The sequence below is a fragment of the Bradyrhizobium sp. T-12 genome (genome assembly GCF_058314695.1).
The window spans coordinates 6,490,656-6,503,078 of sequence record NZ_CM177756.1; the positions used below are offsets into that span (position 1 = coordinate 6,490,656).

General features: G+C 64.2%; 11 protein-coding genes. 8 read left to right on the forward strand and 3 right to left on the reverse strand.

The annotated features are described in order from the left end of the window. The first annotated feature begins 22 nt into the window (after nucleotides 1-22). The 4 genes from AC0WRY_RS30955 (at nucleotide 23) to AC0WRY_RS30970 (ending at nucleotide 5,554) form a co-directional block, all read left to right on the forward strand. Nucleotides 23-1,258: an ABC transporter substrate-binding protein gene (locus tag AC0WRY_RS30955; protein WP_491122260.1), complete on the forward strand. Its 1,236-nt coding sequence runs from the start codon at nucleotides 23-25 to the stop codon at nucleotides 1,256-1,258. A gap of 121 nt (nucleotides 1,259-1,379) precedes the next feature. Continuing rightward, nucleotides 1,380-2,606, forward strand: a complete 1,227-nt coding sequence (locus tag AC0WRY_RS30960; RefSeq protein ID WP_194404506.1) for an ABC transporter substrate-binding protein — start codon at nucleotides 1,380-1,382, stop codon at nucleotides 2,604-2,606. 240 nt (nucleotides 2,607-2,846) lie between these two features. Then, on the forward strand, nucleotides 2,847-4,076 hold the full coding sequence (locus AC0WRY_RS30965) for an ABC transporter substrate-binding protein (protein WP_491122261.1): 1,230 nt from the start codon (nucleotides 2,847-2,849) through the stop codon (nucleotides 4,074-4,076). Between the two features lie 194 nt (nucleotides 4,077-4,270). Next, complete coding sequence (locus AC0WRY_RS30970; protein ID WP_194404508.1) at nucleotides 4,271-5,554, forward strand: glycerate kinase type-2 family protein; 1,284 nt, start codon at nucleotides 4,271-4,273, stop codon at nucleotides 5,552-5,554. Between the two features lie 98 nt (nucleotides 5,555-5,652). Here AC0WRY_RS30970 and AC0WRY_RS30975 read toward each other — a convergent pair whose 3' ends face one another. Next, nucleotides 5,653-6,174, reverse strand: a complete 522-nt coding sequence (locus AC0WRY_RS30975; RefSeq protein ID WP_194404509.1) for a MarR family winged helix-turn-helix transcriptional regulator — start codon at nucleotides 6,172-6,174, stop codon at nucleotides 5,653-5,655. Nucleotides 6,175-6,350: 176 nt separating this feature from the next. Here AC0WRY_RS30975 and AC0WRY_RS30980 point away from each other — a divergent pair, with 176 nt between their 5' ends. The 3 genes from AC0WRY_RS30980 to AC0WRY_RS30990 are packed head-to-tail and all read left to right on the forward strand — an operon-like array spanning nucleotide 6,351 to nucleotide 9,896. Continuing rightward, nucleotides 6,351-7,391 (forward strand): branched-chain amino acid ABC transporter permease, encoded by a 1,041-nt coding sequence (locus AC0WRY_RS30980; protein WP_491122262.1) that lies wholly within the window; start codon nucleotides 6,351-6,353, stop codon nucleotides 7,389-7,391. 7 nt (nucleotides 7,392-7,398) lie between these two features. Beyond that, entirely contained in the window at nucleotides 7,399-9,168 is a 1,770-nt protein-coding gene (locus tag AC0WRY_RS30985; protein ID WP_194404511.1) for a branched-chain amino acid ABC transporter ATP-binding protein/permease, read from the forward strand. Next, complete coding sequence (locus AC0WRY_RS30990) at nucleotides 9,165-9,896, forward strand: ABC transporter ATP-binding protein (RefSeq protein WP_194404512.1); 732 nt, start codon at nucleotides 9,165-9,167, stop codon at nucleotides 9,894-9,896. Before AC0WRY_RS30985 ends, AC0WRY_RS30990 begins: the two co-directional genes overlap by 4 nt. A 71-nt stretch (nucleotides 9,897-9,967) precedes the next feature. Here AC0WRY_RS30990 and AC0WRY_RS30995 read toward each other — a convergent pair whose 3' ends face one another. Continuing rightward, nucleotides 9,968-10,591: a pyridoxamine 5'-phosphate oxidase family protein gene (locus tag AC0WRY_RS30995; protein ID WP_491122263.1), complete on the reverse strand. Its 624-nt coding sequence runs from the start codon at nucleotides 10,589-10,591 to the stop codon at nucleotides 9,968-9,970. Nucleotides 10,592-10,712: 121 nt separating this feature from the next. Here AC0WRY_RS30995 and AC0WRY_RS31000 point away from each other — a divergent pair, with 121 nt between their 5' ends. After that, entirely contained in the window at nucleotides 10,713-11,597 is an 885-nt protein-coding gene (locus AC0WRY_RS31000; protein WP_491122264.1) for a LysR family transcriptional regulator, read from the forward strand. A gap of 146 nt (nucleotides 11,598-11,743) precedes the next feature. On the opposite strand, the gene AC0WRY_RS31005 is transcribed toward AC0WRY_RS31000, so the two are convergent. Beyond that, nucleotides 11,744-12,163, reverse strand: a complete 420-nt coding sequence (locus AC0WRY_RS31005) for a PaaI family thioesterase (RefSeq protein ID WP_491122265.1) — start codon at nucleotides 12,161-12,163, stop codon at nucleotides 11,744-11,746. Between the last annotated feature and the right edge of the window lie 260 nt (nucleotides 12,164-12,423).

Below are 12,423 nucleotides of genomic sequence, written 5' to 3' on the forward strand. Positions count from 1 at the left end.
CGTTTAAACCAAGGAGATCGAATTGCATTTTGGAAGAACACTGCGAGCCGCCGCGCTGGTCACGGCAACGGCGGCCATTGCCCTCACCTCCGGCGCTGCACTCGCCCAGAAGAAATACGACACCGGCGCAAGTGATACCGAGATCAAGATCGGCAACATCATGCCGTACAGCGGTCCGGCGTCGGCCTATGGCGTCATCGGCAAGACCGAAGAAGCCTATTTCAAGATGATCAACGACAAGGGCGGCATCAACGGCCGCAAGATCAACTTCGTCACCTATGATGACGGATATTCGCCGCCCAAGGCTGTCGAGCAGGTCCGCAAGCTGGTCGAGAGCGACGAGGTTCTGGTCGTCTTCAATCCGCTCGGCACGCCCTCGAACAGCGCGATCCAGAAGTACCTCAACGCCAAGAAGATCCCTCAGCTGTTCGTCGCCACCGGCGCCACCAAGTGGAACGACCCGAAGAACTTCCCCTGGACCATCGGCTGGCAGCCCTCCTACCAGAGCGAAGCGCATATCTACGCGAAATGGCTGATGAAGGAGAAGCCGGACGCCAAGGTCGCGATCCTCTACCAGAACGACGATTTCGGCAAAGACTACCTCAAGGGCACCAAGGACGGCCTCGGCGCCAAGGCCTCGTCCATGATCATCATGGAAGAGAGCTATGAAGTGTCCGAGCCCTCGATCGACGGCCACATCGTCAAGATCAAGGCGGCCAATCCCGACGTGCTCCTGATCTATGCGACGCCGAAGTTCGCGGCCCAGACCATCAAGAAGACGGCCGAGCTCAGCTGGAAGCCGCTGCAGATCCTCACCAACGTGTCGATCTCGGTCGGCAGCGTGATGAAGCCGGCCGGCTTCGAAAACGCGCAGGGCGTGCTGTCGGCGGCCTATGCCAAGGACTCCACCGATCCGCAGTGGGCCAACGATCCCGGCATGAAGAAGTGGAACGAGTTCGTCGACAAGTATATGCCCGGTGCCGACAAGTCCGACACCAGCATGGTTTACGGCTACGGCGCGGCGTCGACCCTCGCCAAGACGCTGGAGATGTGCGGTGACGACCTCACCCGCGCCAACATCATGAAGCAGGCGGCGAGCCTGAAGGACTTTGCCCCGGACACCCTGCTGCCCGGCGTCAAGATCAACACGAGCGCCACCGACTTCGCTCCGATCGCCCAGCTCCAGATGCAGCGTTTCAAGGGTGAGAAGTGGGAACTGTTCGGCGAGATCATCAGCGGCGACGTCGCCTCCGAGTGACACGCTGACGCGATAGTCCGACCTTCGAGAAGCCCCCGCGAGCGATCGCGGGGGCTTTTTGTTGACGACCGGCGCCAATCTTGTTCAATGCAGCGCCGACGCAACTCGGGGCAGGAGAACAATGACCGCCGTTCGTTTTCAGGTTGCGGCCCTCTGGACCGTCTTCGCTTTGTGCACTGCAATGGGCAGCCCGGCACTGGCGCAGAAGAACTACGACAGCGGCGCTTCCGATACCGAGATCAGAATAGGCAACATCATGCCCTATAGCGGCCCGGCCTCGGCCTATGCCGCGATCGGCAAGGCCGAGGAAGCCTATTTCAACAAGGTCAATGCCGAGGGCGGCGTCAACGGCCGCAAGATCAAGTTCATCTCCTATGACGACGGCTATTCGCCGCCGAAGACCGTGGAGCAGGCGCGCAAGCTGGTCGAGAGCGACGGGGTGCTCCTGATCTTCGGCTCGCTCGGCACCTCCACCAACGGCGCCATCCGCAAATACCTGAACGAGAAGAAGGTGCCGCAATTGTTCGTCGCGAGCGGCGCCACCAAGTGGAACGATCCCAAGCAATATCCCTGGACCATGGGCTGGCAGCCGAGCTACGCGAGCGAGGCGCGCATCTATGCCAAGTACATCATGAAGGAGAAGCCGGACGGAAAGATCGGCGTGCTCTACCAGAACGACGATTTCGGCAAGGACTATCTGAAGGGGTTGAAGGAGGGCTTCGGCGCCAAGGCCTCGATGATCGTGCTGCAGGAGGCCTACGACACCTCCGAGCCGGCGATCGACGAGCACATCGTGAAGCTGAAGGCTTCGGGCGCCGACGTCTTGATCAGCATCACCACCCCGAAATTCGCCGCGCAGGCGATCAAGAAGGCGGCGGAGATCAACTGGCATCCCGTCCACATCGTCTCCAACGTCTCGGCCTCCGTCGGCGGCGTGATCGAGCCAGCCGGCCTCGAGATCTCCCAGGGCCTCCTGTCGGCGAGCTACCTCAAGGACGGCACCGATCCGCAGTGGAATGCCGACGACGGCATGAAGAAATTCTATAACTTCCTCGCGCAGTACGATCCCAAGGCCAACAAGCTCGATGCCGGCGTCGTGTTCGGTTATGCCGCCGCGCAGACGATGGTGAAGGTGCTGCAGATGTGCGGCGACGATCTCACCCGCGAGAACGTCATGAAGCAGGCCGCTTCCTTGAAGGATTTCGCACCCGACACGCTGCTGCCCGGCATCAAGATCAACACCGCCCCGGACAATTTCGCCCCGATCGAGCAGCTGCAGATGATGCGCTTCAAGGGCCGGAAATGGGAGTTGTTCGGCGACATCATCTCCAGCGAGATGGGCCACTGAAGCCACGCAACTCAAAATCGCTCCCGGATTGGTTAAACAACTCAAGACAGCCGGACCTTCTCGCAGTCGCACACGAGAGCCGGCGGCCACTGACTACTAAAGACGCAGCCCCTGCGACACCCGCGCGGGGGCTTTCTGTTGAAGCCATCAGCCAAATCGTATTCAATTGCGGCCGCGCCGCCAAAAAAGATCAAGTCAAGAAAAGGGACGCACACACACCAAGAAAATAGGGAGATAGGAATGCCCGCTGTCATCGGCAAGTTTGCGGCCGCGTCACTGGCGCTCGCGCTCATTTCGGCCACGACCTCCACTGCGTCGGCCCAGAAGAAATACGATACCGGCGCGACCGATACCGAGATCAAGATCGGCAACATCATGCCCTACAGCGGACCGGCCTCCGCCTATGGCATCATCGGGCGGACCGAGGCCGCCTATTTCAAGAAGATCAACGACGAGGGCGGCATCAACGGCCGCAAGATCAACTTCATCTCCTACGACGACGGCTATTCGCCGCCGAAGACGGTGGAGCAGGCGCGCAAGCTGGTCGAGAGCGACGAGGTGCTGTTCATCTTCAACTCGCTCGGCACGCCGCCGAACTCGGCGATTCACAAATACATGAATTCCAAGAAGGTGCCGCAGCTGTTCGTCGCCACCGGCGCCACCAAGTGGAACGATCCGAAGGACTTCCCGTGGACCATGGGCTGGCAACCCAACTACCAGAGCGAAACGCAGATCTATGCGAAGTGGCTCTTGAAGAACAAGCCGGATGCCAAGATCGCCGTGCTGTTTCAGAACGACGATTACGGCAAGGATTACCTGAAGGGGCTGAAGGACGGCCTCGGGGCGAAGGCCGCTTCGATGATCGTCATGGAGGAGAGCTATGAGACCTCCGAGCCGACCGTCGACAATCACATCGTCAAGCTGAAGTCGACCGGCGCCGACGTCTTCATGAACATCACGACGCCGAAATTCGCGGCGCAGGCGATCAAGAAGAACGCCGAGATCGGCTGGAAGCCGCTGCACTTCCTCAACAACGTCTCGGCTTCCGTCGGCAGCGTGCTCAAGCCCGCCGGCTTCGAGAACGCCCAGGACATCATTTCCGCCGACTATCTCAAGGACGTGTCCGATCCTGAGTGGAACAACGACCCCGGCATGAAGGATTTCCTCGCCTTCATGACCAAGTACTTCCCGGAGGGCGACAAGCTCGACCATGGCACCATCGTCGGCTACGGCGTGGCGCAGACCCTCGTCCAGGTGCTGAAGCAGTGCGGCGACGATCTCACCCGCGCGAACATCATGAAGCAGGCCGCCAGCCTGAAGAACTACCGCACCGAGGTGCTGCTGCCGGGCGTCCAGATCAACACCTCGCCGACCGACTTTGCACCCATCAGCCAGCTCCGGCTCGAGAGGTTCAAGGGCGAGAAGTGGGAGCTGTTCGGCGACGTGATCAGCGCCGACGTCGGCGGCTAAACGGCTGCAATACACGATGACGAAAGAACCCCCTGTGCTCATCGCACAGGGGGTCTTTCTTGCATCCCGATTATGATCACGCGATTGCACAATCGAATGACGGTAAAGCCCGCTTACGCTTTGGCGGCCAATGCGGTAGGCATGTGACCGGCGCGCTCGCCGCCAGTCTCGCTGTCCGCCCAAGGCTTTTCGTCATGACCGACCGACGTCCTCTGCTCCGCGCACTCTACGACGCTGCCGTTGCCGCCGCCCATCCGAGCACAATTCTGGCGCCGCACCTGCGGCCCGCGCCGAGGGGACGCGTGATCTGTCTCGCCGCCGGCAAGGGTGCGGCAGCGATGGCCGCGGCCGCGGAGCGCCATTATCTCGACACGCTGCAGCTCGCACCGGAACGCCTCGTCGGCATCGCCACCACGCGTCACGGCTACGGCGTGCCGACGCGCCGCATCCGCGTGGTCGAAGCCGGTCATCCCGTGCCCGATGAGGCCGGCCTCAAGGGTGCCGCCGACACGCTCGCGCTCGCTGGCGAAGCCGGGCCGGACGATCTCTTGCTGGTGCTGCTCACAGGCGGCGGCTCGGCGAACTGGATCGCACCGAGCGAGGGCATCAGCTTCGCGCAGAAGCAGGCGGTCAACAAGGCGCTGCTGCGCTCGGGTGCGCCGATCGGCGAGATGAATACGGTGAGAAAACACCTGTCGCGGATCAAGGGCGGCCGGCTCGCTCGCGCCGGCAAGAATGCCGCCGAGATCGTGACGCTCGCGATCTCGGATGTGCCGCATGACGATCCGTCCGCCATCGCCTCCGGCCCGACCGTGCCCGATCCGACCACGCTGGCCGATGCACGCGCCATCGTCGCGAAATACAAGCTCGACATCGACGATGCCGTCCGCCGTGCGCTCGACGATCCCGCCAACGAAAGCTGCAAGCCCGATGATGCGGCCTTCGCGCGCGCGCATTTCGAGCTCATTGCGCGGCCCAAGCAGTCGCTCGACGCCGCGGTGAAGCTCGCGCGGCAATCCGGCTACGAGACCATCGACCTCGGCGCCGACCTCGAAGGCGAGGCGCGCGAGGTCGCCGCCGCTCACGCCAGGATGGCGCTGGACGCACGCGCGCAAGGCAAGCGCCTTGCGATCCTGTCCGGCGGCGAGCTCACGGTCACCGTGCGCGGCAACGGGCGCGGCGGCCCGAACCAGGAGTACGCGCTGGCGCTCGCCAGCCTGCTCAAGGACACGCCTAATATTGCGGCGCTGGCCGGCGACACCGACGGCGCCGACGGCGGTGCCGGCCACCCAACCGACCCCGCGGGGGCGCTGATCGATGCCGCGACCTTCGCGAAGATGAAGGCGCTAGCGCTGCAACCACAGGCCTATCTGGACAACAACGACGCCACCGCCTTCTTCGAGGCGACCGGCGATCTGCTGCAACCGGGCCCGACGCTGACCAACGTCAATGATATCCGGGTGATTCTGGTGGATTGAGAGCGTCTCTCGTCATTCCGGGGCACGCGCAAGCGTGAACCCAAAATCTCGAGATTTCGGGTTCGATGCTTGGCATCGCCCCGGAATGACGAAACCGCTTAAAACTCGCTCGCGATCTTCGAGAGCATCGCGATCAGGGCTTCGCGGTTGCTCTGCCCGAGCAGATCGTTCAGCCGCGCCTCGTGCTTGGTGGCGACGAGCTTCTTGGCGCGGGCCAGCACGGCCTTGCCCTTGTCGGTCAAAACCAGGATGTGCGAACGGCGGTCGTTGGTGGAGCGGATCCGCGCGCAAAGGTCGCGGCTCTCGAGGTTGTCGAGCATCGCCACGAAGTTCGGCCTGAGGATGCCGAGGGTAGAGGCGATCTCGGTCTGGTTACGGCCGGGATTCTTCTCGACCAGCAGCAGCACCGAGAACTGCGCCGGCGTGAGCTGGAGCGAGGCCATGCAGCGCAAGAAGTTCTCGAACACCTTGAGCTGCGCCCGCTTCAGGACATAGCCGAGCTGTTCGGAGAGCTCGCCGAGCTGGAGGGCTTCCGCCTGCGGCTCGCTCGCGTCCTTGCGGCCCTTGGCCGCCTCGCCGGGCTTTTCGGAGGACTTTTCAGCGGTTTTGGAAACGGTCATCGCCTCGTGCTCGTATTCCCGCTAAATTTGGGGCGGGTCGCCCCTCACCCTTGAAGTTATATTTGATAATTGTTATGGACCATATCAAATATCGCATGCGTTTTTCAATGGCTGTGAGCGGACCGTCCACCACAATCGGGGGGACCGGTCCGAATCTTTAGGGGGAGCGTCCGGTCTTGAATACCACCATCATGCTGTTCCTGGTGCAGGACGGCATTACCAATGGCGCGATCTATGCGCTGCTCGGCCTGGCGCTGGTGCTGGTGTTCGCCGTCACCCGCGTCATCCTCATTCCCCAGGGCGAATTCGTCACCTATGGCGCGCTGACCTATGCCTCGCTGGCCGCGGGCCAGATGCCGGGGACGGCCAAGCTCGCGCTGGCGCTCGGCGTCGGCGCCTTCGCCTTCGACCTGTTCGAAGGCCGCAAGGCGCTGCACGGACGACTGGTCTGGCGCAGCCTGATCACCAACGTCGTGCTGCCTGCTATCGTGCTGGCGCTCACCGTGTACTTCGCCGCCCAGAAGCCGCCGGTCGCCATCTGCATCGCGCTGTCGCTGGTGATCGTGGCGATGATCGGCCTCTATCTCTACCGCATCGCGTTTCAGCCGCTGGCGCACACCTCGGTGCTGGTGCTGCTGATCGCCTCCGTCGGCGTCCACCTCGCGCTGCAGGGCCTCGGCCTGCTGTTCTTTGGCGCCGAAGGCCAGCGCGGACCGGCCGTGCTGTCCGGCGCCTTCACCGCCGGCGCGCTGCGCTTCACCGGCCAGAGCCTCACCGTCTACGGCATCACCATCGCCTTCATCGTCGGGCTCTGGCTGTTCTTCGGCCTGACGCTCTACGGCAAGGCGCTGCGCGCGACCGCCGTGAACCGGCTCGGGGCGCGGCTCGCGGGCATCCGCACCACGTTGTCGGGGCAGATCGCCTTCCTGCTGGCCTCCGTGATCGGCGCGCTGTCGGGCATCATGATCGTGCCGATCACGACGCTCTATTACGACTCAGGCTTCCTGATCGGCCTGAAAGGCTTCGTCGCCGCGATCATCGGCGGCCTCGTCAGCTACCCCCTCACCGCCGTCGCGGCGCTGGTGGTCGGCATCGTCGAGGCGTTCTCGTCCTTCTATGCCTCCAACTACAAGGAGGTGATCGTTTTCATGCTCTTGATCCCCGTGCTGCTGCTGCGCTCGCTCGCCGCGCCCGCCGTCGAAGAAGAGAAGGACTGAGGCCAAGATGCAGAGCCGGCTTCCCATCATCCTCTTCGCAGCTGTCATGGCGGCGATCCCGTTCGTCCCGGGCATGCCTCCGTTCTGGATTGTGCTGCTCGACAATATCGGCCTTGCGGCGCTGGTCGCGATGGGCCTCGTGCTGCTGACCGGCGTCGGCGGCCTGACCTCGTTCGGCCAAGCCGCCTTCGTCGGCTTCGGCGCCTACACCACCGCGGTGCTGTCGACGGCCTATGGCCTGTCGCCCTGGCTGACGCTGCCGCTGTCGCTGGCAGTCAGCGGATCATTGGCGGTGCTGCTCGGCCTGATCACCGTCCGCCTCTCCGGCCATTATCTGCCGCTCGGCACGCTCGCCTGGGGGCTCGGCCTGTTCTACCTGTTCAGCAAGCTGGAGTTTCTCGGCCGCAACGACGGCATCTCGGCGATCCCGCCGCTGTCGATCGGCACGTTCAAGATGCTGTCGCCCGGCTCGATCTATTACGCGATCTGGGTCGCCGTGATCCTCTCGGCCCTGCTGACGATGAACCTGCTGGACTCCCGCACCGGCCGCGCCATCCGCGCGCTGCGCCGCGGCCATGTCGCGGCCGAGGCATTCGGCGTGCACACGCCGCGTGCCAAGCTGCTGGTGTTCATCCATGCCGCCGTGCTCGCCGGCCTCTCGGGGTGGCTCTACGCGCACCTCCAGCGCGCGGTGAACCCGACGCCGTTCGGTGCGCAGGCGGGCATCGAATATCTCTTCATCGCGGTGGTCGGCGGCGCCGGCTATGTCTGGGGCGGCGTGCTGGGCGCGGCCATCGTCGTGGTCTTGAAAGAAGTGCTGCAGAGCTATCTGCCGCTGATCCTGCCCGGCTCCGGCCAGGTCGAGACCATCGTGTTCGGCATCATGCTGGTCGCGCTGCTGCAGCTTGCACCGGGCGGCCTCTGGCCCTGGCTGATGTCCTTCCTGCCGGAGCGGACGAGCGGCAAGAAGCCCGACACCTCCCTGAAGCTCGAGCAGCGCACCCGCGCACCCGGCGAGAGCAGCATCCTGCTCCAGGTCGACAAGGCGCGAAAACAGTTCGGCGGCGTGGTCGCGGTCAACAACGTCTCCTTCGACGTCCAGGCCCGCGAGATCGTCGCGCTGATCGGCCCGAACGGCGCCGGCAAGAGCACCACCTTCAACCTGATCACCGGCGTGCTGTCGGCGACGTCAGGCTCGGTCTCGGTGCTCGGCAAGAAGGTCGACAAGGCGCCGCCGCAGGAGATCGTCAAGCTCGGCATCTCCAGGACCTTCCAGCATGTGAAGCTGGTTCCCGACATGACCGTATTGGAGAACGTCGCGATCGGCGCGCATCTGCGCGGCCATTCCGGGCCGATCTCCTCGATGCTGCGGCTCGATCGCGCCGACGAGGCAAAGCTGCTTGCGGAGGCCGCCCGTCAGATCGAGCGCGTCGGCCTCACCGAGCAGATGCACCAGCTCGCGGGCTCGCTCTCGCTGGGACAACAACGCATCGTCGAGATCGCCCGCGCGCTCTGCGTCGATCCGATGCTGCTGCTGCTCGACGAGCCCGCCGCGGGCCTGCGCCACATGGAGAAGCAGCGGCTAGCTGCGCTGCTTCGCGAGCTGCGCGACGGCGGCATGAGCGTGCTCTTGGTCGAGCACGACATGGGCTTCGTCATGAACCTCGCCGACCGCATCGTGGTGCTCGATTTCGGCACCAAGATCGCGGAAGGCACCCCCGCCACGATCAAGACCAATCCCGAAGTGATCAAGGCCTATCTCGGAGTGGCGGCATGAGCGCGCTGTTGTCCGTCGCCGACGCCCACGTCGCCTATGGCAAGGTCGAAGCGGTTCGCTCGGTCTCGCTCGAGGTCGGCGCCAACCAGATCGTCACCATCGTCGGCGCCAACGGCGCCGGTAAGACCACGCTGCTCTCAGCCATCATGGGCATCCTGCCGCTGAAAGGCCGCGTCGCCTTTGCGGGGCAGGACCTGGCGCGGCTCGACATCGAGGACCGCGTCGCGATGGGCCTTGGCCTCGTCCCCGAGCACCGCGAATTGTTCGTGACCATGAATGTCGAGGACAATCTCGAGCTTGGCGCCTTCCGCATCGAGAGGTCCAAGGCGAAGGCCTCGATGGAGCGCGTCTACACGCTGTTTCCGCGGCTGAAGGAGCGGCGCAAGCAGCTCGCCGGCACGCTGTCGGGCGGCGAGCAGCAGATGCTCGCAATGGGCCGCGCGCTGATGGGCGCGCCGAAACTGCTGATGCTGGACGAGCCGAGCCTCGGCCTCGCCCCGATCATCGTCGCCGACATCTTCCGCATCGTCACGGAGCTGCGCAGCAGCGGGGTCTCCGTGCTGCTTGTCGAGCAGAACGCGCAGGCCGCACTGAAGATCGCGGACCAGGCTTACGTGATGGAGCTCGGCGAGTTCGTGCTCAGCGGCAAGGCCAGCGACATCGCCGCGAACGAGCGGGTCGCGGCGAGCTATCTCGGCTTCCAGCATGAAGGTGAAAGCGCGGTTTAGCGCTGGCGAACTCCCCCTTTCTCCTTCTGTGGAAGAAGGTGGCCGAGCGTGTCGTCTCTTCTACTTGAAGATCAACCGGCTGCCTTCTCCCCCTTCAACGCCGCGACCTCCGCCTCGAGCTCCGCGATCCTGGCATCCCTCGCCGCCAGCGCGACCGCAACATCGCCCGCATCGAACTTCTGCGGAATGTGCTGCGGGCAGTTGGTGTCCCACGCCGTAATCTTGAACAGGATCACCTGCTCTGGGCGGGCGCGGTAACCCTTCGGCATCAGCGACGTTGTCAGCGCTTCGTCGTCCTCGACGATTCGCGCTTCGCCCCAGATCTTCACGCGGCGGCGGTGGGCATAATCCATCACGAAAATGTAGGCCTTGGGATTCTCCGACAGGTTGCCTTGCGTGATGTATTGCCGGTTGCCGGCGTAGTCGGTGAAGGCCAGGGTCTGCTTGTCCAGCACCTTCAGGAAGCCCTTGGGCCCGCCGCGGTGCTGAATGTAAGGCTGGCCGTCGGCCGAAGCGGTGGCAAAGTAGAAGCTGTTGGTGTCGGCGAGGAACGCCGCGAGGTTCTCATCGACCTCGGTGCGCCATCCTCGCTGCTCGGCGTGGGCGTAGCCTTCGCGCGATCCCTTTCGGGTCTGGATCGCTTTCACCGCCGGCGAGAAGGCGACGTCGCTGGCGTAGGTGTGAGTTGCCGTCATCGGAATAGCTCCTGAAATTCCGGCGCATTGCTGCGTCTTTCAGCGCTTAATCTGGACCTTTCCGGCGTTAAAACAATCTGGCGTCTTGACACTTAATCGTTGCAGTATATGCAATAATGCCATGGACCGCCTCGAAGCCATGCACGTCTTCGTCACCGTCGCCGATCTCAGGGGCTTTGCGCCGGCGGCGCGCAAGCTGCGGCTGTCGCCTTCGGCGGTGACGCGGCTGATCGCCGCGCTGGAGGAGCACCTCGGCGCCCGGCTGCTGCAGCGGACCACGCGGCAGGTGACGCTCACCGACGTCGGCACGCGCTATCTCGAACGCGCGCGGCGCATCCTCGCCGATGTCGAGGAGGCCGACGGCTCCGCGCGCGAGGAGCGCAACCGGCCGAGCGGGCGGCTGGTGGTCTCGGCCCCCGTCGGCTTCGGCCGGCTGCATGTCGGGCCGGTCATGACCGATTATCTCAAGCGCTATCCCGAGGTCACCGCCGAGCTCAGGCTGTCGGATAACCTCGTCAATCTCGTCGAGGACGCCGTCGACGCCGCAGTGCGGATCGGCCACCTCGCCGATTCCTCGCTGGTGGCGCGCCAGGTCGGCGAGATGCGGCGGATCGTGGTGGCGGCGCCGGGCTATCTGAAACGGCATGGCGAGCCGAAGACCCCACAGGAATTGCTCGCGCATCAGACCATCGCATTCGGCCCATCCACGACCTGGCGCTTCGTGCAGGACGGCCGCGAGATCGAGGTGGCGCCGAACCCGCGCTTCGCCAGCAACAGCGCCGACGCGGCCCTGCAATATGCCGAAGCCGGCGGGGGCGTGACGCGCGTGCTGGCCTATCAGGCCGCCGTGGGGCTGAAGCGTGGGCGGCTCAGAATCGTGCTCGCAGCATACGAGCAGCCGACGCTGCCGATCCACATCGTCTATCCGACCTCGCGCCTGCTCTCGGCCAAGGTGCGCGCGTTCATCGATCTCGTGGTGGAAAGGGCGGAGTGGCGGTTCGGGTAGGTCTCGTGTCCCGGACGCGCTGCAATGCGTAGCGTTGCTGCGCAGAGCCGGCACCCAGACCGCGGTACCGTAGCATGTCGATGGATGGGCCCCGGCTCTGCGGAGCGGCAATTCGCGCCGCACCGCGTCCGGGGCACGGGAGAGCATCACCCCTTCTTCGGCACCACGCGGAACGTCCCGCTCGCCCGGGCGATCACGGCGTCGTCGGCCTTTGCGAGGCATTGCGCGAAGCAGATCGTGTTGCCGGTCTTGATCGCCTCGCCCTCGAGCGCGAGCCATTGGCCGATCGCGGCGGCGCCGGCATAGTCGACCGACAGCGAGATCGTAACGAGCGATGTGGTCCATCCCGTCGCCTGCGCGCAACTGTAGCCCATGGCGGCATCGGCCAGCGCCGCGATCAACCCGCCGTGGATCAATCCGCGCGCGTTGGTGTGCGGCGTCGCCAGCCGCAATCCCACGGTGACGCCCTTGTCGGTCTTCTTCGAATAGAGCGGCTCCCAGGGATCGGTAAGCGGCGCCTTGCGGAAATGCGGCTCGAAGCCGGCGGGGATGTCGGAAGAGGTCATGGCTGTCTCGCTTGTCGCTGGTGAGTTGGCACCATTGAACGCGACAGACGTGACGGATGCATCAATTACAAAGTTTTAAACGGGATTTGCGCCGGTGTTTGAATTGGATGATACCGTCACCTCAACAAGACGGTCATCACCCGCGAAGGCGGGTGATCAGTATTCCAGAGACAGCAGTGATTGAACCGAGAAGCCGTGGCGTACTGGATGCCCCGCCTGCGCGGGGCATGACAGTCTTTGTTAGGGCGGCAGTGCCGTAG